The organism is Cupriavidus lacunae (genome assembly GCF_003353055.1).
Classification (GTDB): domain Bacteria; phylum Pseudomonadota; class Gammaproteobacteria; order Burkholderiales; family Burkholderiaceae; genus Cupriavidus; species Cupriavidus lacunae.
Genome location: NZ_QKWJ01000005.1, coordinates 42,588 through 65,015, shown reverse-complemented (window position 1 = coordinate 65,015; position 22,428 = coordinate 42,588). Strand labels below are relative to the sequence as shown.

Below are 22,428 nucleotides of genomic sequence, written 5' to 3'. Positions count from 1 at the left end.
ATGGACCATTCCCGCTTCAACCTGTCGCGCTGGGCGCTCGAGCACCAGCCGCTGACCCGCTACCTGCTGGTGGTGCTGCTGCTCGGCGGCCTGCTGGCGTTCTTCCAGTTGGGCCAGGATGAGGATCCGCCGTTTACCTTCCGCGTGATGGTGGTGCAGGCCTTCTGGCCCGGCGCCACCGCCGAGCAAATCGCGGTCCAGGTTACCGACAAGATCGAGCGCCAGCTGCAGGAAGTGCCGTATGCGGACAAGATCCGCAGCTTCTCCAAGCCGGGCGAGACTACGGTGATCTTCCAGCTCAAGGACACCTCGCCGGCCAAAGAGACTGCGCAGGTCTGGTACACCGTGCGCAAGAAGATCGGCGACATCCAGCAGACGCTGCCCGCCGGCGTGCGCGGGCCGTTCTTCAACGACGAATTCGGCGACGTGTACGGCACCATCTACGCGCTCTCGGCCGACGGCTTCAACTACAAGGAGCTGCGCGAGTACGCCGATCTGGTGCGCCAGGAGCTGCTGCGCGTGCCGTCGGTGGCCAAGGTGTCGCTGATCGGCCTGCAGGACGAGAAGGTCTATATCGACTTCAACCAGGCGCGCTTTGCCCAGCTGGGGCTGGATATCAACGCCATTGCCGACCAGATCTCGCAGCAGAACAACCTGACCGGCAGCGGCGTGCTGGTCACCCCGACCGACAACCTGCAGGTGCGCCTGTCGGGCCAGTTCGCCAGCGTGGAAGACCTGGAGAACCTGGTGCTGCGCGGGCCCAACGGCATCGCCAATATCCGCCTGGGCGACATCGCCCATGTCTACCGCGGCTATGTCGACCCGACCCAGACGCGCATGCGCTTCAATGGCAAGGACGTGATCGGGCTGGGGATCTCGATGCAGAAGGGCGGCGATATCATCGAGCTGGGCAAGAACCTGCGTACCGCGTTCGACCGGCTGCGCACCCAGTTGCCGGTGGGCATCGAGATGGACCAGGTGCAGGACCAGCCCGAGGCCGTCAAGCGCTCGGTCGGCGAGTTCGTGCACGTGCTGATCGAGGCGGTGGTGATCGTGCTGGCGGTCAGCTTTGTCTCGCTGGGCCTGCACACGCGGCCGCTGCGGCTGGACGTGCGCCCGGGCCTGGTGGTGGCGCTGACCATCCCGCTGGTGCTGGCGGTGACCTTCCTGTTCATGCATATCTTCGGCATCGGCCTGCACAAGATATCGCTGGGGGCGCTGATCGTGGCGCTGGGGCTGCTGGTCGACGACGCCATCATTGCGGTCGAGATGATGGTGCGCAAGCTGGAAGAGGGCTTCTCCAAGATGGAGGCGGCCACCTTCGCCTATACCTCCACCGCGATGCCGATGCTGACCGGCACGCTGATCACCGCGGCCGGCTTCCTGCCGGTGGGCCTGGCGCGTTCGACGGTGGGCGAGTACACCTTCGCGATCTTTGCGGTGACGGCGCTGGCACTGGTGCTGTCGTGGCTGGCGGCGGTCTACTTCACGCCCTACCTGGGCTACCTGCTGCTCAAGACCCGCGGCCCGGGCGCGGGCGAGCCCCACGAGGTCTTCGACACGCCGTTCTATGCGCGCTTTCGCCGGCTGGTGGACTGGTGCGTGACCTGGCGCAAGCTGGTGATCGCGATCACGCTGGTGGCCTTCGGCTTGGGCCTCTACGCCTTCAAGTTCGTCGAGAAGCAGTTCTTCCCGGATTCCAGCCGCCCCGAGCTGATGGTGGAGCTGTGGATGCCCGAGGGCACCAGCTTCACCCAGATGGAGACCGAGGCCAAGCGCTTTGAGCAGCTGGTCGGCAAGGACAAGGACGTCGAAAGCCTGGCCACCTTCGTCGGCAGCGGGGCGCCGCGCTTCTACCTGCCGCTGGACCAGATCTTCCCGCAGACCAACGTGGCGCAAGTGATCGTGATGCCGGTCAGCACCGAGGTGCGCGATGCGCTGCGCCGCCGCGTCATCAGGCTGCTGGATGCCGAGTTCCCGTACCTGCGCGGCCGCGTCAAGCTGCTGCCCAACGGCCCGCCGGTGGCCTATCCGGTGCAGTTCCGCGTGATCGGGCCGGACGCCGCCGGGGTGCGCCGGCTGGCCGACCAGGTCAAGGCCGAAATGCGCGCCAACCCCAACACCGTCGGCGTCAACGACAACTGGAATGAGAACGTCAAGATGCTGCGCCTGGACATCGACCAGGACAAGGCGCGCGCGCTGGGCGTGACCACCAATGCCATCGCCCGCGTCACGCAGACCGTGCTGACCGGCGTGCCGGTGGGCCAGTACCGCGACGGCGACAAGCTGATCGACATCCTGATGCGCACCCCGCGCAATGAGCGCGATGCGATTTCGGACCTGAACAACATGCTGGTGCCGACCAACACCGGGCGCATGGTGCCGCTGACGCAGGTGGCGCGCGTCACGCTGCGCTCGGAACCGGGCGTGGTGTGGCGCGAGAACCGCGACTTCGGCGTGACCGTGCAGGCCGACGTGGTCGACGGCATCCAGGGCCCGACGGTGACCGCACAGATCAGCCCGAAACTCGACAAGCTGCGCGCGCAACTGCCGCCGGGCTACCGCATCACCGTGGCCGGCGCGGAAGAGGAAAGCGGCAAGGCAGGTGCCTCCATCGCGGCGCAGCTGCCGCTGTGCATCTTCCTCATCTTCACGCTGCTGATGCTGCAGCTGCACAGCTTCTCGCGCGCGGCCATGGTGTTCCTGACCGGCCCGCTGGGGCTGATCGGCGCCGCCGCCACGCTGTTGCTGCTGCGCGCGCCGATGGGGTTTGTGGCGCAGCTCGGCATCACCGCGCTGCTGGGCATGATCATCCGCAACTCGGTGATCCTGGTCGACCAGATCGAGCAGGACGTCAGCGCCGGCGTGCCGCAATGGACCGCCATCGTCGAAGCCGCGGTGCGCCGCTTCCGGCCAATCATCCTGACCGCCGCCGCGGCGGTGCTGGCGATGATCCCGCTGTCGCGCTCGATGTTCTGGGGGCCGATGGCGGTGGCGATCATGGGCGGGCTGATCATTGCCACGGTGCTGACGCTGCTGTTCCTGCCGGCGCTGTACGCGGCGTGGTTCCGCGTGAAGCGTCCGGAGGACGGGGTGGGGGCGCTGGCGGGCTGAAGCGCCGTGCGGCTCAGGCCGCGCGGCTGTTTGCGGAGCAGGCTCCGGCAAACGTCTGGGTAAAGGCCGCGGCCGCCTGCGATGCCTCGGCCATCAACCGAGCCACGATCTGCGCCGCCGGCTCGATGGCATCGCAGAAGCCGCCGGCCGGCCCCAGCGAGACGATGCCGGCATCGACCTCGCCATCGGCATAGACACGCTGGCGCGTGCGCGACGACAGGATCAGGTCGCCGAATTCCGCATGACTGCGCGCCCCGGCCGCTTCCAGGCGCTGCACTTCGCGCGCGGTCTCGTTGGCCAGCACGCGCCAGGTGTCGCCCAGCGAGCCGAGGATGGCGGTGGAGCAGTGCTGGTCGGACTCGACGATGCGCTGCTTGAGCGCCGCATGCGTGCGGATCTCGGCCGCGACCATGAAGCGGCTGCCCATGACCACGCCGTCCGCCCCCATGGCCAGCGCGGCCGCGATCTGGCGGCCATTGCCGATGCCGCCGCCCAGCAGCAGCGGCACGCGCAGCCGCGCCAGCGCAAAGGCGCCGTTGACGAAGGTGGGCAGCTGGTTCGCGCCCGGATGCCCGCCTTCTTCCATGCCGACCAGTGTCACCGCATCCACGCCCATGCGCTCGGCGCTCAGTGCATGGCGCACGCTGGGGCATTTGTGGATCACGATGGCGCCGCCCTGGTGGATCGGATCGACCAGGCCCTCGGGTGCGCCGCCGGCAGTCTCGAAGCAGCGCACGCCTTCTGTCAGCGCCACGTCGATCCACGCCTGGACATTGCGGTTCTGCTCGGGCCGGCGTGCCAGCGTCAGGTTGACGCCGAACGGCCGGCCTGCCGTCAGGTCGCGGCAGCGGCGCAGGTCGTCGCGCAGCGCGGCCAGCGAGTCGAACGAGCGCGCGGTGATAAACCCCATCGCGCCGGCATTGACCATGGCCGCGACGATGCGCGATTCGCCCAGGTGATGCATGCCGCCCAGCACGATCGGGTGGCGGATCGACAGCAGCTCGGTGATGCGGGTGCGGAACGTGGCTGGCATGGGAGGCAGGGATTCAGGCCGCGAGCGTCTCGCGCACGAAGTCGGTGATGGTGGCCTGCGGCTGCGCCAGCAGGGCCTGGCCGGCAAGGCGGTTCCAGTACGCCTCGGAGCCGTCCGCCATGCGCCATTCATGCAGGCGCCGGGTGTAGAGTTGCAGGTCGTATTCCTCGGTCACGCCGATGGCGCCGTGCAGGGCGTGCGCGGTGGCGGCGACCAGTGGCACCGCCATGCTGGCGCGGGCCTTGGCGATTGCCACCGGCATGCGGGCGGGAAGGGGGCCGTCGCCGGCAAAGGCGAGCTCCGCCGCGATGCCCGCCGCCGCCACATGCTGCGCCATCACGCTGAGCTGGTGCTGCACGGCCTGGAACTTGCCGATCGACTTGCCGAACTGGGAGCGGTCGTTGCAGTACTGCAGCGTCATGTCGAACACGCGTCCCATCGCGCCGGCGATGGCGGCGGCGTGGATGGCGGCGCTGAAGTCGCGCACGCGCTCGCCATGGTCGCCGACCGGACCCGGCAGGTCCCGCGCGGCCCACACCAGCGTGGCCGCCAGGCTGCCGTGCACGCCGGCCGGCTGGCGCGATGCCTGCGACGCATCGAGCAGCAGCATGCAGCCTTCCACGTTGGCCAGCACCCAGTCCGCGATCGCGCCAAAGGGCAGCAGCGGTGCGGTGATGGTGCCGCCGGCGCCTTGCAGGCACTGGCCGGCCAGCGTGATCATGCCGGCCGGCGCCGCCTTGCCCGTGGGCGCCAGCAGCGCGCGGGCGGCAATGGCCTGCGCCGCCGGCAGCGGCAGCGCGTGGCTGCCGAAGAGGGTGAAGACCGGTCCGATCGCCTGCAGCGTTAGGGCAGCACCGCCGGCGGATTCCGGCGCCATCAGCTCCAGGAAGCCGGCATCGGCCAGTGCTGCCCACAGCGGCGCGGGCGATGCGCCGCCCTCGATGGCGCGCACCGCGGCCGGGGTGGCGTGGTCGCGCAGGATGTCTTCGATGGCTTCGGTAAACATGTCCATGTCGTCCCTCTGGAAGTCTGGTTCTTTTCAGCGCAGGCCGAGGCCGCGGGCGATCATGCCGCGCAGCACTTCGCGCGTGCCGCCGCGCAGCGAGAAGGTGGGTGAGATCTGGCTCAGGAAAGCCAGCGTGCGGTACAGCTCGGGGTTCGGCGCGGCGCCGGGGTCGGCGCTAATCACGGCTTCAAGCAGGGCGGGGATGGATTGTTCGAACTCGGTGCCCAGGTCCTTGACCAGCGCTGCTTCCACCACCGGGCTTTCGCCGCGCGCCAGGCGCGCGGTCACGGCCACCGACAGGCTGCGCAGCGTGGCCAGCTGGGTCACGAAGCTGCCGAGTAGTGCGGCATTGGCGGCATCGGCGTCCGAGGGCTTGCCGGCGCGCAGCGTCTGCACCCAGCGATCCACCAGCACGATGCTCGAATAGAGCCGCTCCGGGCCGCTGCGCTCGAATGCGAGTTCCGCCGTGACCTGCTCCCAGCCGCCGCCTTCCTCGCCGACCAGCGAGCCCTCGGGCAGGAACACATCGTCGAAGGCGACCTCCGAGAAATGCGCGTCGCCGGTCAGGTCGACGATCGGGCGTACCGTCACGCCGGGCGCGCCCAGGTCGATGATGAACTGCGACAGTCCCTTCTGGCGGTCTTCCGGCGCGCCGGACGAGCGCACCAGCGCGATCATGTAGTGGCAATGGTGCGCGTTGGTGGTCCAGATCTTGCGCCCGCTCAGGCGCCAGCCGCCATCGCAACGCGTGGCGCGGGTGCGCACGCTGGCCAGGTCCGAGCCGGCGTCGGGCTCGCTCATGCCGATGCAGAAGAAGGCGCTGCCGTTGCAGATGCGCGGCAGGTAGAAGTCCTTCTGCGCCGGCGTGCCGTACTTCAGGATCAGCGGGCCGCTCTGGCGGTCGGCGACCCAGTGCGCGGCCACCGGCGCGCCGGCGGCCAGCAGCTCTTCCACCAGTACGAAGCGCTGGAATGCATCCATGCCGGCGCCGCCATGGCTGGCCGGCAGCGTCACGCCGACCCAGCCGCGTTGCGCCAGCCGGCGGCTGAAACCGGCATCGAAACCCATCCACGAGCGCGCGCGGATATCGGCGCTGGCGGCAGGCAGGTGCTCGGCCAGGAAGCGCCTGACTTCGGCGCGCAAGGCTTGCGCCGCGGGCGGCAGCGCGGTCAGGCGGAAGGCGTCCAGCAATTGGCTCACGTCTTACTCCTTGGTGGCGGCAGGCATTGCCGCCACGGTCATTGGGCTTTCCAGTAGCGGTCGCGCAGGGCCTGTTTGTACAGCTTGCCGGTGGGCAGGCGCGGCATGGCGTCGGTGAAGTCGATCGAGCGCGGCACCATGTAGCGCGCCACCTTGCCGCGCAGGTATTCAAGCAGGGTCTCGGCCAGCTCGGGGGACGGCGCGATGCCGGCGGCCGGTTCGACGATGGCCTTGACCTCTTCGCCCATCTCCGCATTGGGCACGCCGATCACGGCGGCGTCGCCGACGCTGGGATGCACCACCAGCGCATCCTCGATTGCCTGCGGGTAGATGTTGACGCCGCCCGAGATGATCATGAACGCCTTGCGGTCGGTCAGGTACAGGAAGCCGTCTTCATCGAGCCGGCCGATGTCGCCCACCGAGGTCCAGGTCGGGTGGCGCGGGTGCTGCGCGGCGCGCGTCTTGTCCGGATCGTTGTGGTAGTGGAAGGGCAGGGTTTCGCGCTCGAAATACACCATCCCGCTTTCGCCGCAGGGCAGCTCGTTGCCCTCGTCGTCGCAGATATGCAGCACGCCCACCAGCGCCTTGCCGACCGAGCCCGGGTGCGCCAGCCATTCCGCCGTGTTCAGCGTGGCTACGCCGTTGCCTTCGGTGGCGGCGTAGTACTCGTGCACGATCGGCCCCCACCAGGCGATCATCTCGCGCTTGATTTCCTGCGGGCAGGGCGCGGCCGCGTGGATCGCGACGCGGTGGCTGGACAGGTCGAAGGCCGCGCGCTGCGCCGGTTCCAGCTTGAGCATGCGGATGAACATGGTCGGCACCCACTGGCTGTGGGTGACGCGGTAGCGCTCGATCATGCGCAGCGCCTCGACCGCGTCGAACTTTTCCATGAAGACCACGGTGCCGCCGCCGAACTGGGTTTCCAGCCCGTAGCCGAGCGGCGCGGTGTGGTACAGCGGCGCGGGCGACAGGTAGATGGTGTCGGCATCGAAACCATAGCGGACGAACTGGGCCCGGCGCGGCGAGCCCGAGCCTTCGGTCACATAGCCCTGCGGCTGCGCACGCACGATGCCCTTGGGCCGGCCGGTGGTGCCCGAGCTGTAGATCATGGTCGCGCCCATCCATTCCTCGGCCAGGCGCTCGGCCGGGTGCGCGGCGATGGCTGCTTCGTAGCTGTCCCAGCCGGGGATGGTGCCGTCCACCATCAGCCGGCTGCGGCAGGTCGGCATCAGGTCCGTCAACTGGTCGGCCAGCTCGCGCATCGCACAGGAGGTCACTACCACCTGCGCCTGGCTGTCCTCGATCAGGTAGGCGGCCTCGGGCGCAGTCAGGAAACGGTTGACGGGAGTAATCAGCAGCCCCGAACGCAGCGCGGCCCAGCACAGCTCGAAGCAGCGCATATTGTTCTCGAGCACCATCGCGATATGGTCGCCGCGACGCAGGCCAAGCGCGTACAGGTACTGGGCAAAGCGGTTCGAGCGCTGGTCCAGCTCGCCGTAGCTCAGGACCTCGCCCGTGGTGCCGTTGATGGCGGCGGGCTTCTCGGGATTCAGGGCGGCGTGATCGCCCAGGTACTTTGGGGTCGGGTTCATGGTACGGGTCCGTGGATGCGGTGCTCAGTGCGGGATCAGGCGGCTGGAATCTCGCCCGACGTGTCGGCATTGGCCCGCGGCCTGGCGGACCAGCGCGGGAATATGCTGGCCCAGCTCGGCGGCGTCCCAGCGGCCGGCCTTCTCGATGCGCGGGCCGGCGTGCCAGCCTTCAGCCACCGTGATGCGACCGCCGCGCACGCCGAACACGCGCCCGGTGACGTTGCCGGACTCGACGCTCCCCAGCCACGCCACCAGCGGCGCCACGTTGCCGGCATCGAGCGGGTCGAAGCCGGGCGCGGCGCCGGCGGTGAACTCGGCGCGGCGCTTGGCGATGATGTCTTCGGTCAGCCGGCTCATCGCGGTCGGGTAGATCGCGTTGACGGTGACGCCGTAGCGGTCCAGCTCGCGCGCGGCGATCACCGACATCGCGGCGATGCCGGCCTTGGCCGCGCCGTAGTTGGACTGGCCGGCGTTGCAGTACAGGCCGGACGACGAGCTGGTGTTGATCAGGCGCGCCGCGCGCTGGCGCCCGGCCTTGGATTCCTCGCGCCAGTAGGCGGCCGCGTGCCGCGACGGCGCGAAGGTGCCGCGCATATGCACGCGGATCACTGAGTCCCAGTCTTCCTCGGTCATGTTGACCAGCGCGCGGTCGCGCAGGATGCCGGCATTGTTGACCAGCACATCGAGGCCGCCGAAGGTCTCGATGGCGGCGCGGATCTTGCGCTCGGCGCCGGCCCAGTCGGCCACGTCGTCGAAGTTGGCGATGGCCTCGCCGCCGCCGGCGCGGATCTCGGCCACCACTTCCTGGGCCGGGCCGCTGGTGGCACCGCCGCCTTCGCCGCGCCCGCCGAGATCGTTGACGACCACTTTCGCGCCCTAGCGGGCGAACTCCAGCGCATATTCGCGCCCGATGCCGCGGCCGGCACCGGTGATAACGACCACGCGGTCCTTGCAAAGCTGTGACATGGTGAATCCTGTTCTCTTGGGTTGTGCGGGGCCGCGCCTTCAGCGCGCGCTGACGTCGTAGGTCTTGACCAGTTGCCCGTAGCGCACCCGCTCCGAGGCGATCATGGCGCCCATCTGCTTGCCCGGCTCGGCCAGCACTTCGGCATAGGCCGTGCGCGCGGCGAAGTTGCGGAATTCCGGCGTGCCGAGCGCCTTCAGCAGCGACGCTTCCAGCTTCTGCGCGATCGGCTCCGGGGTCTTGCTGCTGACGCCAAAGCCGATCCACACCGACAGCTCGTAGTTGGCTACGCCGCTTTCACGCACGGTCGGCACGTCGGGCAGTTCGGGATGACGCGTGCGGGTGGTCACGGCCAGCGGGCGCAGCTTGCCGGCGCGCAGCAGCGGCAGGGCGCCGCCGACATCCAGCAGGGCCAGGTCCACCGCGCCGCCCATCAGGTCGGTCTGCACCTGCGCCGCGCCCTTGTACGGAATGTGGTTCAGGTCGATGCCGGCCATCTGCTGCAACTGCAGCCCGCCCAGTCGATAGTGGTAGCTGTAGTTGGCAAGGCTGACCGTATGCGGCTTCCTGCGCGCGGCGGCGAGTACGTCGGCAAAGCTCTTGTAGGGCGAGTTGGCGCCCGTGACCAGCACCGCAGACGCGCGGATCGCGGCGGCCAGCGGGCGGATGTCGCGCGGGTTGTAGGGCAGCTTGTCGTTGACCAGCGGGTTGATGACCATGGCGCTGGGCGAGATCATCAGGATGCTGTAGCCGTCGGCCGAGGCGTTGAGCAGGCTCTGCACGGCGATGATGGTGTCGGCGCCGGGGCGGTTCTCGACCACGGCCGCCTGGCCCAGGTCCTTGCCCACCAGCTCGGCGACAAAGCGGGTGACCGAGTCCGAGCCGCTGCCCTGCGTCAGGGGCACGATAAAGCGCAGCGGATGCGAGGGGAAGTTGTCGGCGGCGCTTGCCGGCAGAGCCGGCAGCAGCATCGCGCAGGCCAGGCCAAGGCCCAGCAGGCGGGAAAGCGTGGAACGTTTCATGGCAGTCTCCTTGCGGGGCACTGCCGGCAGCACGATGCCGCCGGCGCGCCACCTCATTGCTCTGGTTCGGTCCGTGGCTCAGTACTTGCCGTACAGCGTCACCACGCAGGCGCCGCCCAGGCCGAGGTTGTGCTGCAGTGCCAGCTTCGCGCCTGCCACCTGCCGATGCTCGGCGGTGCCGCGCAGCTGGTGCGTCAGCTCGTAGCACTGGGCCAGGCCCGTGGCGCCCAGCGGGTGCCCCTTGGACAGCAGGCCGCCCGAGGGGTTGACCACCACCTTGCCGCCGTAGGTGTTGTCGCCGTCCATCACGAACTTCTCGGCGCCGCCTTCGGGGCAGAAGCCCAGGGCTTCATACGAAATCACCTCGTTGTGCGCGAAGCAGTCGTGCAGCTCGCACACGTCGACGTCCTCGGGGCCGATGCCGGCCTGCTCATAGACCTTGTTAGCTGCCGAGCGCGTCATGTGGGTGCCGACGTAGTTCAGCATCGACGGCGGGTCGAACGAGGCGGGCGGATCGGTGGTTAGCGCCTGCGCCACGATCTGTACGCCGGTGCGCAGGCCGTGCTGGCGGGCAAAGCGCTCCGACACCAGGATCGCCGCGGCGCCGCCGCAGGTGGGCGGGCAGGCCATCAGGCGCGTCATCACGCCGGGCAGCAGTTCCACGTCGTTCATCACGTCTTCGGTGGTGACGACCTTGCGGAACAGCGCCAGCGGGTTGTTGGCGGCATGGCGGCTGGCCTTGGCGCGCACTGCGGCAAAGGTTTCCATGCGGGTGCCGTAGCGATGCATATGCTCGCGGCCGGCGCCGCCGAAGGTGCGCAGCGCCTGCGGCAGGTGGGCCATGTCGGCGGTCAGGCCGTGCATGATCGGCTGGAAGCGGGCGCGGGTGACGGGGCGGTCATCCCAGTGCGACTTGAGCGCGCCGGCCTGCATCTGCTCGAAGCCCAGCGCCAGCACGCAGTCGGCATCGCCGGTCTCGATCGCCTTGCGCGCCAGGTAGAGCGCGGTCGAGCCGGTCGAGCAGTTGTTGTTGACGTTGATGATGGGGATGCCGGTCATGCCGACTTCATACAGCGCGGTCTGGCCGCAGGTGGAGTCGCCGTAGACATAGCCGGCAAACGCCTGCTGCACCTGCTCGTAGCCGATGCCGGCGTCCGCCAGCGCGCGGCGCGTGGCCTCGGCGCCCATTTCGGTATAGCTCAGGCTTGCGCCGGGCTTGGCGAAGGGGATCATGCCGACGCCGGCAACCAGGACTTTCTCGCTCATGATGGGTTCCTGAAGGAGGTTTCGAAAGAGGGGCTCAGAGCTTGCGCGCGATCAGGTCGCGCAGCACTTCGCTGGTGCCGCCGAAAATGCGGGTCACGCGCATGTCGGCAAAGGCGCGCGCGATCGGGTACTCGAGCATATAGCCGTAGCCGCCGTGCAGCTGCACCATGTCGTCGATGCACTTCCACATGGTCTCTGTGGCGTACAGCTTGGCGATAGCGGCTTCCTGGAGCGTCAGCTTGCGTTCCATGTGCTTGCCGATGTAGTAGTCGACCATGGTGCGCATCGCAACGGCCTGGGCCTTGACGTCGGCCAGCTTGAACTTGGTGTTCTGGAAGTCCCACACGGTCTGGTTGAAGGCGCGGCGGTCCTTCACGTACTGCAGCGTCAGCTCCAGCTGGCGCTCCAGCTTGGCGGCGCAGTAGACGGCGATGATCAGGCGTTCCTGCGGCAGTTCTTCCATCAGGTGGATAAAGCCGCCGTTCTCGTTGCCGATCAGGTTGGTGACCGGCACGCGCACGTTGTCGAAGAACAGCTCGGCAGTGTCGGCGGCGTGCTGACCCACTTTTTCGAGCTTGCGCCCGCGGCGGAAGCCCGCGCGGTCAGCCTCGACCATGATCAGGCTCACGCCCTTGGCGCCCGCCGCCGGATCGGTCTTGCAGACCACCACGATCATGTCGGCGTTCAGGCCGTTCGAGATAAAGGTCTTGCTGCCGTTGATGACGAACTCGTCGCCGTCGCGCACGGCGCTGGTACGGATCGACTTCAGATCGGAGCCGCTGCCGGGCTCGGTCATGGCGATGGCCAGGATCTTTTCGCCGCGGCAGATCTCGGGCAGCCATTTGCGCTTCTGTGCCTCGGTGCCCAGGCGCACGATGTAGGGCGCGGTGATGTCCGAGTGCACCGAGAAGCTCGGGCCGGAAATGCCGGAGCGGTGGTATTCCTCGGCCAGCACGGCGGAGTGGCCGAAGTCGCCGCCGCCGCCGCCGTATTCCTCTGGCACGGTGACGCACAGCAGGCCCTCGCGGCCGGCCTTGAGCCAGGTCTCGCGGTCGACGCAGCCGGCCTTGTCCCATGCCGCCTGGCGCGGCAGGCATTCACGCTCGAAGAAGCGGCGCGCGGTTTCCCTGAACATCTCGTGGTCTTCGCGATAGACGTTGCGGATGATTTCCATCGATGGCTCCCGGTCTGACTGGTGGACGGCAGCAGTGTTGCTGCCTCGTTGGGTCCAGTGTGGCCGGGGGCGGGTGGGAAGTCCCTACACCGGTGGTGTAGGTGGGGCAGATCAGGGGGTGGGCAGGGCGCCGGCATCGCGCAGCCGCGCCACGGCTTCGTCACGCCCGGTGACTTCCAGCTTGGCGTAGACATTGCGCAGGTGCCACTTCACTGTGTCGAGCGACACGTTGAGGATGCGGGCGATCTTCTTGTTCGGCATGGCCTGCGCCAGCAGGCCCAGCACTTCCTGCTCGCGCTCGCTGAGGGTGGCCAGGCGCGCGAGCTGCGCGGCAGGCGCCGGCGAGACGGCGGGGCTGGTGCAGGCGACCGGCCCGGCGGCGTCGGCCAGGCGCTGCGCGTAGAACGCCAGCACCGGGTCCAGGCTGTCGTCGCCGGCCAGCGCGGCCAGCATGGCCGGCACCCGCGGCGAGGCGTCGAGCAGGCTGCGCACCAGCCCGTGGCGGTGGCCGATGCGCAGGGCGTCGACCAGTTGCCGGCGCGCGGCGGCGGCGTCGCGGCGGCCCTGGTGGGCCAGCGCCATCAGCATGCGCAAGGTGGCCACGCGGGACCAGCGCCCGCCCGCCTCGGACAGCGCGGCCAGCGGCTCCAGGCGCGCCAGCGCGCCGTCGAAGTCGTTGTGGTGCAGGCACATGCCGATGCGGGCCAGGTCGGCGTGGACCCGCACTTCCCAGGCGGTGCTGCGCACCGCGCCGGCATGCCGGGCCGCCAGCGCTTCCAGCCGCAGCAGGGCGTCGTCGGCGGTGTCGACATGGCCGTCCTCCAGCAGCCGGCGCGAGCGCAGCGACAGGGCGCCGGCCACTAGGCGGTCGACCCGGTGGCGCTGCCCGTAGCGCTCCAGCCGGTCCAGAGATGCTAGCGCGCCGGCGTGGTCGCCGGCGTGCCAGCGGGCGCAGGACAGTGCCAGCAGCGCCCGCAGCACGGTGTCGGGGATCGAGATGCGCACCAGCACGTCGATGCGGGCGTCGAGCAGGCTGGCGGCGGCTTCGACATCGTTGAGTTCGTACAGGGTCTCGCCCAGTAGCGCGGCCGCCATGCAGGCCACGCCGGCGCAGGCCGCGCCGCGCTGCTCTGCATCGGCCAGCACGTCATGCAGCACGCGCTCGGCCACCAGCACCTGGCCCTCGACCGCGTGGGTCATGCCGCCCATGCAGCGGCCCAGCAGCGTGCCGCGCGGCGCGCCGTCGCAGGGTGCGCCGTCCTCGATCACGCGTCGCGCCTGGTCGTATTCGCCGCGGTAGATATGTATCCACGACAGGATGTTGCCGCGCCCGGTCAGGGTGAAGCCGTCCGCGCCGGCGGGCACGCGCTGCAGCGTCGGCAGCAGGTTGGCGACGGCGTCGGAGTCGTCGCGCAGCAGCGCCATGCTGCCGCGCAATATCGCCAGCGCATAGTGCTCGCGCGGGCCCAGCCGCCCGGCCTGGGCCTGCATCCGCTGCAGGCTGTCATGCAGTCCCTCGGCATCGCCCGCATACATCTGCAGGTGGGCCTGGACCAGCAGCAGGCCGAAACGGGCCCGGATCTGCTCGGCCGGAAGTTGCCGCACCAGCGCGGCCAGCTGGCTGAGTTCGCCGCGTTCCAGCAGGCCGTGGGCGCGGCCGTGCACCATGTCGGCGGCGGCCGCGCTGTCGCCGGCCAGCACCGCATGCCGCACGGCCTCGTCCGCGTCGCCGTGCGCGTTGAACCACTGCCAGGCTGCCGCGTGCATCGCGGCCTGCGTGCCGGGCGGCAGCCCGCCCAGGCGTCCCAGCAGCACCTCGCGCAGCAGCGGGTGCAGGCGGTACCAGGCTTCGCCATGGCTGTCGTTGCCGATCTGCGCGATGAAGAGGTCGTCGCGCGCCAGGTGCGCCAGCCGCGCGGTGATTTCGGCGGCGGCATTGGGGCGGCCCAGCAGGGTGGCGCACAGCGCGCCGCAAAAGCGGTGGCACAGCGCCATGCGGGTGAGCAGGTCGAGGTCGTTCGGCGTCAGCCGCACCAGCACCTCGCGCTCGAAGTAGCTGGCAAAGGTCTGCGCGTCGCGCACCTGGACCGGGTTGTACGACCCGCCGCGCTTGCCCTTCAGGTCGATGGCAAATAGCTGCAGGCCGGCGGCCCAGCCGTCCGTGAGTTCATGCAGCCGGCCGGCATCGCGGGCGTCGACGTGACCCAGCTGCTCCTGCAGGAAGCGGGCAGATTCCTGTGCGGAGAAGCGCAGGTCGGGCAGCCCGAAGGTCGACAGCAGCCCCTGCGTGCGCAGCCGCGCCAGCGATACCGGCGGGGCGGTGCGCGACGCCAGCACCACATGCAGCTGCGGCGGCGCGTAGTCGAGCAGCCAGCGCAGCGCCAGCACCACGCCGGGGTCGTCAAGGTGATGGACGTCGTCCAGCATCAGCACCAGCTCGCGCCGGCGCGCGCCGATGGCCCTCACCAGCGTGATGACCCAGTGCTCCACCGCGGACTGGTGGCCGTCGCGGCCCATCAGCACCCAGGCGTCGCGCACGATGGTGGGATCTACCGTGGCCAGGCTGGCGACCAGGCCGTTGAAGAACGCGGCGAGGCTGTTGTCCTCGGGCGCGAGCGACAGCCAGGCGACGTCGAAGTCCAGTGTCAGCAGGGCCTGGCGCCACGCCGCCAGCGTGCTGGTCTTGGCGCAGCCGGCCGGACCCTGGACCACCACGCAGCGCTGGCGCCGCGCCTCGGCCAGGCGCGCCAGCAGGGTGTCGCGCGGCATCAGCGGGCGGGAGCCGCGCGGCGGCACCAGCTTGGTCGGCGTGACCGGAAAGGCGGGTGTGGCGGGTGCCGCGGACTGGCTGGCGAGTTCTGCTGGCGCGGCTCCGGCCGGGGGCATGCTGGGCTCCTCTTGTCCGTGTGGCGCGGGCCGGCGGACCAATGCGATGACGGCATTGTAGGAGCGCCGTGCGGGCTGGCGGCGCCTTCGGGTGGTGGGCCACCTGATGCGGGTGGGGCGCCGGGCGCCCACCTGCGTGCCTTTTGCGTTACTGGTTCACGCCTGGTGCGCCATGATCCGCTCCGCCAGTGCCACCAGGCTGCGGTCGCTGCCCGCGGGGCCAAGCAGCGAGATGCCGAGCGGTGCGCCGTCGCGGCCGGCCAGCGGCAGGTTCAGCTGCGGGAAGCCGCTCAGCGGTGTCAGGCACAGCGTCTGGGCGGCCAGGTTGCGATAGGTCTCCAGCGATGCGATCGGCTCGGCGCGCAGCGGCGCGATATCGGGCATGGTCGGCAGCACCATCACGCCGTCCTGGCCCAGCAGCCGGCCCAGGTGCGCCGTGAAGTCGCGGCGCACCGCGCTGGCTTCTTCGAACTGCCCGCGGGTGACAGCTTTCGAGAACGCAAAGCGTGCCGCGACATCGGCGCCAAGCTCTAGCCCGTATTGCTCGATGAGGTCACCGTCGCTCTGCCAGGCCTCCCAGCCCTGCACATAGCGGAACACCCACCACAGCTCGGTCAGCGGCCGGTCGGACGCTGTGACCGGCGCGGCCTGGCCCAGTGCCGCCTCGATCCGGGCGACGGCCGGCGCCAGGGCGTCGCGGGCCTCCGGCGTCGGCTGGGCGAACAGGTCGGTGGCGAACAGCAGCCGCGGCGCGGCCGGCAGCGGCGCCGGGTCGATGCCGAGCATCACCTCGGCCACGCGCGCGAAGGTGCCGATGTCGCGCGCAAGGAAGCCGCAGGTATCCAGGCTCTCGGACAGCGGCAGGCTGCGTTCCAGTGAAATGCGCCCGTGCGTGGGCCGGATGCCGAACAGGCCGCAATGGCTGGCCGGCGCGCGCACCGAGCCGCCGGTGTCGGAGCCCAGCGCGAAGTCGCACAAGCTGTTCGATACCGCCGACGCCGAGCCCGATGACGAGCCGCCGGTGATGCGGTCCGGCGCCGCGCCGTTGACCGGGCGGCCGTAGTGGGCGTTCTGGCCGTTCATGGAGAAAGCCAGCTCGTCGGTATGGGTCTTGCCGACGAAGGCGGCGCCGGCATCCAGCAGCCGCTGCACTGCCGGCGCGGTCGCGCCCTTGATGCCCGAGCGCGCCAGCACGTGCGGATTGCCGCCGCCGGTCGGATAGCCAGCCACGTCGAACAGGTCCTTGACGGCAAAGCTCAGGCCCTGCAGCGGGCCGCTGGCGGCGTGCGGGACGGCAACCTCCGGATAGGGCATGAAGGCGCGGGCGGGGTGGGTGGCAAGCGTCATGAAGGGTTCCTGGGAAGCGTTGGGGTTCAGGGACAAGGGTTAGGCCGCGGTGGCCACCGCCGGCTCGGCGGCCAGCACGCAGCTGACGCGATGGCCGGTGCCGACGGTGACGGCCGGCGGCACCTCGGCCAGGCATTGCGGGCGCGCATGCGGGCAGCGCGGCGCGAAGGTGCAGCCCGGCGGCAGCGCGGCCAGGTCGGGCGGGGCGCCGCCGATGGTCTGCAGGCGCTGGCCGCGTTCCATGGCGTGCTGGCGGCTTTGCAGCAGGGCGATGGTGTAGGGGTGGCGCGCCGCGCGCAGCAGGATGCGGATCGGACCTTCCTCGACGATGCACCCGCCGTACATCACTGCGACGCGGTCGGCGATCTCCACCGCCGCGCCGATATCGTGGGTGACGAAGACGATGGACAGGCCAAGCTCGCGCTGCAGTTCGCGCAGCAGGATCAGCACCTGGATCTGCACGGTGGCGTCCAGCGCCGTGGTGGGTTCGTCGGCCAGCAGGATCTTCGGCCGTGCGGACAGCGCCAGCGCGATCATGGCGCGCTGGCGCATGCCGCCCGACATCTCGTGCGGATACGCCGCCAGGCGCCGCTCCGGGCTGGGAATGCGCACGGACTCAAGCGCCTTCAGCGCGCGCTCGCGCGCTTCGGCGGCCGGGACCTTGTCGTGGGCGCGGATGCATTCGACGATCTGCTGGCCCACGGTGTAGACCGGGTCCAGCGCCAGCAGCGGCTCCTGGAACACCATCGCCATGGTGCCGCCGCGCAGCCGGGCCAGCGCGCGCTTGTCGAGCGCCATCACGTCGGCGCCGTCGACGCGGATCTGGCCTTCCATGCGGGCGCGGCGCGGCGGGTGCAGGCGCATCAGCGCGCGCAGCGTGACGCTCTTGCCCGAGCCGGATTCGCCGATCAGGGCCACGGCCTCGCCGGCGCGCACGTCGAGCGAAACGCCGTTGACTGCGCAGATGGTCTTGCCGCCGCCGGAGAAGGTGACGCGCAGGTCCCGCACCGAGATCATCGGCGCGCCGGGCGTGCTTTGTGGAGTGTTGGACATGGTGAGTTCCTCAGGGCGCGATGGCCAGCAGGCAGGCGACCGGATGCCCGGCCACGAGGTTAGTCAGCTGCGGCTCGCGCCGCGCGCACACGTCCTGTGCCATGGCGCAGCGCGGATGGAAGCTGCAGCCGGGGGGCGGGTTGATCGGGTTGGGCGGGTCGCCGGCCAGCGGCGCGACCTCGGTGCGGTGGTCCGGGTCCATCGACGGCATTGAGGCCAGCAGCGCGCGCGTGTACGGGTGCGCCGGGTGGCGGTAGAGGGTCTCGGTGTCGCCGATCTCCACCACCTTGCCCAGGTACATCACCATGACGCGGTCGCACAGGTAGCGGATCACGTTGAGGTCGTGGCTGATGAAGACGTAGGTCAGGTCGAATTCAGCCTTCAGGTCCAGCAGCAGGTTCAGCACCTGCGCCTCGACCGATTTGTCCAGTGCCGAGACCGCCTCGTCCAGGATCACCAGCCGCGGGCGCAGCGCCAGCGCGCGGGCAATGTTGACGCGCTGGCGCTGCCCGCCCGACAGTTCGTGCGGATAGCGCCCGGCAAAGCGCGCCGGGTCCAGCCCCACGCGCTGCAGCAGGTAGCGCGCGCGCTCGGTCGCTTCGCGCGCCGGCACGCCATGCACGCGCGGCGTGAAGGCGATCGATTCCTCGATGGTCAGGCGCGGGTTCAGCGACGAATAGCTGTCCTGGAACACCATCTGCACCTGGCTGCGGAACTGCTTCATCGGCAGCTGCGCCGAGCCCACGCCCTGCGCGTCGAAGATCAGCTCGCCGCTGTCCTGCTGCGTCAGCTGCATCAACAGCCGCGCGGTGGTGGACTTGCCGCAGCCGGACTCGCCGACCACGCCGAGGGTCTCGCCCTTGAGCACGTCGAAGCTGACGCCGTCGACCGCGCGCACCGACGCGGCACGCGCGCGCAGGCCGGGCATGCCGGACTTGATGGGAAAGTGCTTGACCAGCTGGTGGGCGATCACCAGCGGCTGGGCCGGGCCGCCAATGTCGCGGCCGGCCTGGGGTGAGGGAGCCTGCATCAGTGCTGGCATGGTTCAGTCCTTGATTTCCATGGCCGAGCGGATGCCGTCGGCCAGCAGGTTGAACGAGACCGAGGTCAGGAAGATCATGGCGCCGGGCAGGGCGGCGACCCACGGCTGAGTGTAGATGGCCGTGCGCAGCGTGTTGAGCATCAGGCCCCACTCCGGCTCGGGCGGCTTCACGCCCAGGCCGAGGAAGGACAGGCCGGAGGCCAGGATCATCGACACCGAGATCAGGCTGGTGGCATAGACGAAGATCGGCCCGAGCACATTGTTGAGCACATGCGCGCGCACGATCGTCAGCGACGATGCGCCCGAGGCACGCGCCGCGTCGACAAACTCACGGTTGCGCACCTGGGTGGTCACGCTTTCCGCCACGCGCACGATCTGCGGGATAAAGACGATGGTCAGCGACAGCAGCGCATTGCCCACGCCCGCGCCCAGCGTGCCCGACAGCGCGATCGCCAGCAGCACCGACGGGAACGCGTACAGGATGTCCGTGAGCCGCATGATCATGGTATTGGTCCAGCCGCCGGCATAGCCGGCCACTATGCCCAGCGCGCTGCCGATGACAAAGGTAAGCAGCACCGGCGTGATGCCCATGAACAGCGACAGCCGCGCGCCCAGCATCAGGCGCGACAGCATGTCGCGGCCAAGCTCGTCGGTGCCGAGCGGGAAGTGCTCGGTGCCGATCGGCTTGAGACGCTTGAGGATCGATGAGGCGTACGGGTCGGCGGGCATCAGCACCGGGGCGAACAGCGCCGTCAGCACCAGCGCCAGCAGCACCAGCGCGGCGAGCATGGCCAGCTTGTTGCGCAGCAGGCGCCGGCCCACCGTGGCCCAGTAGCCGGGCGAGCGCTGCACCGCGGCAGCGGCCGGGGATTGGTCGAGCGTCATGTCCATGGCGGCCTCCTTAGCTGCGCTGGATGCGCGGGTCGAACAGCGTCTGCAGCGCGTCGACCAGCAGGTTGAGCAGCACGAAGAACACCGCCAGCACCAGGATGGTCCCCTGCAGCAGCGGGAAGTCGCGCTGGAAGATGGCGGCGTTGAGCAGGAAGCCGGTGCCGGGCCACGAGAACACGGTCTCGATCAGGATCGAGCCGCCCAGCAGGTAGCCCAGCTGCAGGCCCATCACCGAGAGCGCGGTCGGCGCCACGTTCTTGAGCACGTGGCGGAACACGGCCAGGTCCGACAGGCCGCGCGCGCGCAGGCCGACGATGAACTCGTTGGCCAGGATCTCGGCCACCAGCGCGCGCACCGTGCGTGCCACGATGCCCATCGGGATCACCGACATGGTCACCGCCGGCAGCAGCATGTACTGCAGGTGCTCCCAGTCCCACGCCCAGTCGCCGGAGCCGCCCGGCCCGGCGCCGGTGGCCGGCAACCAGCCCAGCAGCACCGAGAACGCGATCACCAGCACCATGCCCAGCCAGTAGTGCGGGATGCTGACGCCCAGCACCGACAACAGCGACGCGGTGCGGTCGGCCACCGAATCGCGCAGGTAACCGGCGACAAAGCCGAACAGGCAGCCGAAGCTGAAGCCGATCAGCGTGGCGACGGTGGCCAGGCGCAGGGAGTTGACCACCGCCTTGCTCACTTCGGCCATCACCGGGCGGCTGGTGGCGATCGAGGTACCGAGGTCGCCCTGCAGCGCGCGGCCAAGCCAGTGCGCGAATTGCTCCAGGAAGGGCTTGTCGAAGCCGTAGAGCGCGGTGAGCTGGCGGCGCAGGTCTTCGGAGGCGTCTGGCGGCAGCACCGACACCAGCGGATCGCCTGGGGCGATATGGACCAGCGAGAAGCACAGCAGCGCCACCCCGAGCAGGATGGGGATGGCATAGAGGATGCGGCGGAACAGGTATTGCATGCGAGGATCCGGCAAGTTGGGGGCGTGCGTGCGCAGCGCGCGGCACGCCGGAGAGACATGGCGGGATTGCCGGGCCGCGTGGCGGTGGGGCAGCCGCGCGGCGTCCGTCTGGCGGCCGGGGGATCAGTCCATCGACATCGTCGCGATATCGATGAACCAGCTCTGCGGCTGCACCACGCCCTTGACCTTCTTCGAGATCGCGCGCGGGCCGACGTCGTGCGCGATCAGTACGAACGGCGACTCCTCGACGATGCGGGCATGCAGTTTGGCCAGCGCCGCGTCGCGCGATTTCTCGTCAAAGGACGTGCGCGCGTTCTCGATCAGCTTGTCGAACTCGGCATTGCCGAAGTAGCCCCAGTTGTTCGAGACCGGCGGCTGCGTCTTGGTGCTGACGAAGCGCACCATGGCGAAGAACGGGTCCATCGCCGCAAAGCTGACGTTGATGGCGTTGGCGCCGTGCGTGCTGGCGTCCTTGGCGCCGACGCGCCAGTTGGTGAAGAGGGTGTTCCACTCGACCACGTCGAAGTCGACGTCGATGAAGCACTCCTTCAGGTTCTGCTGCACGTACTCGTTCATCGGCAGCGGCTGCATCTGGCCGGAACCAGACGCCGATACCTGCACCTTGACCTTGACCGGCCTGGCGGCCGAGTAGCCGGCCTCCTGCATCAGCTTCCTGGCCGCGGCCGGGTCGTACCTGATATCGAACTTCGGATTGCCCCACCACGGGTTGCCGGCCTCGACGATGCCCTTGGCCTCGGCCATGTAGCCGCCCAGCAGGGTCTTCAGCCCGCCGCGGTTGACGCACAGGTTCGCGGCCTGGCGCACGCGCTTGTCCAGCCACGGCGACCCTGGCGCGAACGACAGCTGCCACGGCCACATATGCGGCTGCGCATTGGCATAGACCTGGAAACCGCGGCTCTTGATCTGGGCGATGGCGTCGGGCGCCGGCGCCTCGATCCAGTCGACCTGGCCCGACAGCAGCGCGGCGGTGCGCGCGTTGGCCTCGGGCATCGGCACCATCACCACCTTGTCGATCCTGGGCACGCGCTTCGCGTCCCAGTATTGCGCATTGCGCACCACTTCCAGGCGCTCGCGCGGCACGAAGCGGCTCATCCTGAACGGGCCGGTGCCGGCGGCGTCGGCGGCGAAGGCGACCCAGGCCTGCTTGGAGCGCTCGACCGGATCGGTGACCGAGGCCGGCACCGCGGTGAACTTCTTCTCCCACTGCGTGGGCGAGGCCATGAACAGGTTGGTCAGGTTGTAGGGGAGGAAGGAGTCCGGCTCGGAGGTGACCAGTTCCACGGTGAGGTCGTCGATTTTTTTTGCCGTGCGCAGTGTCGGCATGCGCGAGGCGGTCACGCCGACCTGGCTGGGATCGAACTGCTTCGCGGTCTTGTCCAGCACCTTGCCGACATTCCAGACCACGGCATCGGCGTTGAACGGGGTGCCGTCGTGGAACTTCACGCCGGGGCGCAGCTTGAACACCCACCTGGTCTTGTCGGCGGCGTCGACCTTCCATTCGGTGGCCAGGCCGGGGATCAGCAGGCTGGGGCCGTTGCCCCTGGACAGGTCCCATTGCGTGAGGCCGTCGTACATCGGGATGCCGGAGAAGCGGTTGCCCTCGAAGCCCTGGTCGGGCTGGCCCAGCGTGCGCGGGATGTCGGCGGCGGTCATGCCGATGCGCAGCACCTTGTCGGCATGGGCGGCACCGGGCAGCGCGAGCAGCGCCAGCACGGCTGCGCTCATGACCGAGGCAGCGGACTTGAGACCTTTCGCGAGATGGGACGGGTGGTGGTGCACAGGCTTGCTCCTGGGTTGGCTTGAAGGGACGGATGTCTCTAAAGCAAGTCATGTGCCACGGTGACGGGCCAGTGCGG

Annotated in this window: 15 protein-coding genes and 1 pseudogene; 1 reads left to right on the top strand and 15 read right to left on the bottom strand. The window is 69.5% G+C overall.

Annotated features, from left to right (window positions below):
• On the top strand, positions 1 to 3,114 hold the full coding sequence (locus tag DN412_RS06530) for an efflux RND transporter permease subunit (RefSeq protein ID WP_115013766.1): 3,114 nt from the start codon (positions 1 to 3) through the stop codon (positions 3,112 to 3,114).
• 13 nt (positions 3,115 to 3,127) lie between these two features.
• Here DN412_RS06530 and DN412_RS06525 read toward each other — a convergent pair whose 3' ends face one another.
• The 15 genes and pseudogenes from DN412_RS06525 to DN412_RS06455 form a co-directional block, all read right to left on the bottom strand.
• A complete protein-coding gene (locus DN412_RS06525; protein ID WP_115013765.1) occupies positions 3,128 to 4,147 on the bottom strand; it encodes an NAD(P)H-dependent flavin oxidoreductase in 1,020 nt (339 codons plus the stop codon).
• A 13-nt stretch (positions 4,148 to 4,160) separates the two neighbouring features.
• Positions 4,161 to 5,153, bottom strand: a complete 993-nt coding sequence (locus tag DN412_RS06520; protein ID WP_115013876.1) for an acyl-CoA dehydrogenase family protein — start codon at positions 5,151 to 5,153, stop codon at positions 4,161 to 4,163.
• Positions 5,154 to 5,186: 33 nt separating this feature from the next.
• The gene (locus DN412_RS06515) at positions 5,187 to 6,353 is read right to left on the bottom strand and encodes an acyl-CoA dehydrogenase family protein (protein ID WP_115013764.1); all 1,167 of its coding nucleotides are present in this window, start codon (positions 6,351 to 6,353) and stop codon (positions 5,187 to 5,189) included.
• Positions 6,354 to 6,391: 38 nt separating this feature from the next.
• Positions 6,392 to 7,945: an acyl-CoA synthetase gene (locus DN412_RS06510; RefSeq protein WP_115013763.1), complete on the bottom strand. Its 1,554-nt coding sequence runs from the start codon at positions 7,943 to 7,945 to the stop codon at positions 6,392 to 6,394.
• A 35-nt stretch (positions 7,946 to 7,980) separates the two neighbouring features.
• Positions 7,981 to 8,911, bottom strand: a pseudogene (locus DN412_RS06505) (SDR family oxidoreductase).
• Between the two features lie 39 nt (positions 8,912 to 8,950).
• Positions 8,951 to 9,931: a Bug family tripartite tricarboxylate transporter substrate binding protein gene (locus DN412_RS06500; RefSeq protein WP_244222578.1), complete on the bottom strand. Its 981-nt coding sequence runs from the start codon at positions 9,929 to 9,931 to the stop codon at positions 8,951 to 8,953.
• A gap of 78 nt (positions 9,932 to 10,009) precedes the next feature.
• Positions 10,010 to 11,197, bottom strand: a complete 1,188-nt coding sequence (locus DN412_RS06495) for a lipid-transfer protein (protein WP_115013762.1) — start codon at positions 11,195 to 11,197, stop codon at positions 10,010 to 10,012.
• A gap of 34 nt (positions 11,198 to 11,231) precedes the next feature.
• A complete protein-coding gene (locus tag DN412_RS06490) occupies positions 11,232 to 12,371 on the bottom strand; it encodes an acyl-CoA dehydrogenase family protein (RefSeq protein WP_115013761.1) in 1,140 nt (379 codons plus the stop codon).
• Between the two features lie 111 nt (positions 12,372 to 12,482).
• Positions 12,483 to 15,257 carry a winged helix-turn-helix domain-containing protein gene (locus tag DN412_RS06485; protein WP_115013760.1) on the bottom strand — a complete coding sequence of 925 codons (2,775 nt, stop codon included), beginning with the start codon at positions 15,255 to 15,257 and terminating at the stop codon, positions 12,483 to 12,485.
• A 156-nt stretch (positions 15,258 to 15,413) separates the two neighbouring features.
• On the bottom strand, positions 15,414 to 16,604 hold the full coding sequence (locus DN412_RS06480; RefSeq protein ID WP_115013759.1) for an amidase: 1,191 nt from the start codon (positions 16,602 to 16,604) through the stop codon (positions 15,414 to 15,416).
• Between the two features lie 39 nt (positions 16,605 to 16,643).
• Entirely contained in the window at positions 16,644 to 17,657 is a 1,014-nt protein-coding gene (locus DN412_RS06475) for an ABC transporter ATP-binding protein (protein ID WP_115013758.1), read from the bottom strand.
• Positions 17,658 to 17,667: 10 nt separating this feature from the next.
• Positions 17,668 to 18,699 carry an ABC transporter ATP-binding protein gene (locus DN412_RS06470; protein WP_208647574.1) on the bottom strand — a complete coding sequence of 344 codons (1,032 nt, stop codon included), beginning with the start codon at positions 18,697 to 18,699 and terminating at the stop codon, positions 17,668 to 17,670.
• A 3-nt stretch (positions 18,700 to 18,702) separates the two neighbouring features.
• Positions 18,703 to 19,590: an ABC transporter permease gene (locus DN412_RS06465; protein WP_115013756.1), complete on the bottom strand. Its 888-nt coding sequence runs from the start codon at positions 19,588 to 19,590 to the stop codon at positions 18,703 to 18,705.
• A gap of 10 nt (positions 19,591 to 19,600) precedes the next feature.
• On the bottom strand, positions 19,601 to 20,551 hold the full coding sequence (locus tag DN412_RS06460) for an ABC transporter permease (RefSeq protein WP_115013755.1): 951 nt from the start codon (positions 20,549 to 20,551) through the stop codon (positions 19,601 to 19,603).
• Between the two features lie 123 nt (positions 20,552 to 20,674).
• A complete protein-coding gene (locus DN412_RS06455) occupies positions 20,675 to 22,297 on the bottom strand; it encodes an ABC transporter substrate-binding protein (protein ID WP_078196063.1) in 1,623 nt (540 codons plus the stop codon).
• Positions 22,298 to 22,428: the final 131 nt, after the last annotated feature.

Excerpts from the sequence above, each read along its gene's own strand:
- DN412_RS06465 (WP_115013756.1), bottom strand. The coding sequence starts at position 19,590 with ATGGACATGACGCTCGACCAATCCCCGGCCGCTGCCGCGGTGCAGCGC.
- DN412_RS06475 (WP_115013758.1), bottom strand. The coding sequence starts at position 17,657 with ATGTCCAACACTCCACAAAGCACGCCCGGCGCGCCGATGATCTCGGTG.
- DN412_RS06525 (WP_115013765.1), bottom strand. The coding sequence starts at position 4,147 with ATGCCAGCCACGTTCCGCACCCGCATCACCGAGCTGCTGTCGATCCGC.
- DN412_RS06470 (WP_208647574.1), bottom strand. The coding sequence starts at position 18,699 with ATGCCAGCACTGATGCAGGCTCCCTCACCCCAGGCCGGCCGCGACATT.
- DN412_RS06520 (WP_115013876.1), bottom strand. The coding sequence starts at position 5,153 with ATGTTTACCGAAGCCATCGAAGACATCCTGCGCGACCACGCCACCCCG.
- DN412_RS06455 (WP_078196063.1), bottom strand. The coding sequence starts at position 22,297 with ATGAGCGCAGCCGTGCTGGCGCTGCTCGCGCTGCCCGGTGCCGCCCAT.
- DN412_RS06490 (WP_115013761.1), bottom strand. The coding sequence starts at position 12,371 with ATGGAAATCATCCGCAACGTCTATCGCGAAGACCACGAGATGTTCAGG.
- DN412_RS06480 (WP_115013759.1), bottom strand. The coding sequence starts at position 16,604 with ATGACGCTTGCCACCCACCCCGCCCGCGCCTTCATGCCCTATCCGGAG.
- DN412_RS06460 (WP_115013755.1), bottom strand. The coding sequence starts at position 20,551 with ATGCAATACCTGTTCCGCCGCATCCTCTATGCCATCCCCATCCTGCTC.
- DN412_RS06510 (WP_115013763.1), bottom strand. The coding sequence starts at position 7,945 with ATGAACCCGACCCCAAAGTACCTGGGCGATCACGCCGCCCTGAATCCC.
- DN412_RS06530 (WP_115013766.1), top strand. The coding sequence starts at position 1 with ATGGACCATTCCCGCTTCAACCTGTCGCGCTGGGCGCTCGAGCACCAG.
- DN412_RS06495 (WP_115013762.1), bottom strand. The coding sequence starts at position 11,197 with ATGAGCGAGAAAGTCCTGGTTGCCGGCGTCGGCATGATCCCCTTCGCC.
- DN412_RS06500 (WP_244222578.1), bottom strand. The coding sequence starts at position 9,931 with ATGAAACGTTCCACGCTTTCCCGCCTGCTGGGCCTTGGCCTGGCCTGC.
- DN412_RS06485 (WP_115013760.1), bottom strand. The coding sequence starts at position 15,257 with ATGCCCCCGGCCGGAGCCGCGCCAGCAGAACTCGCCAGCCAGTCCGCG.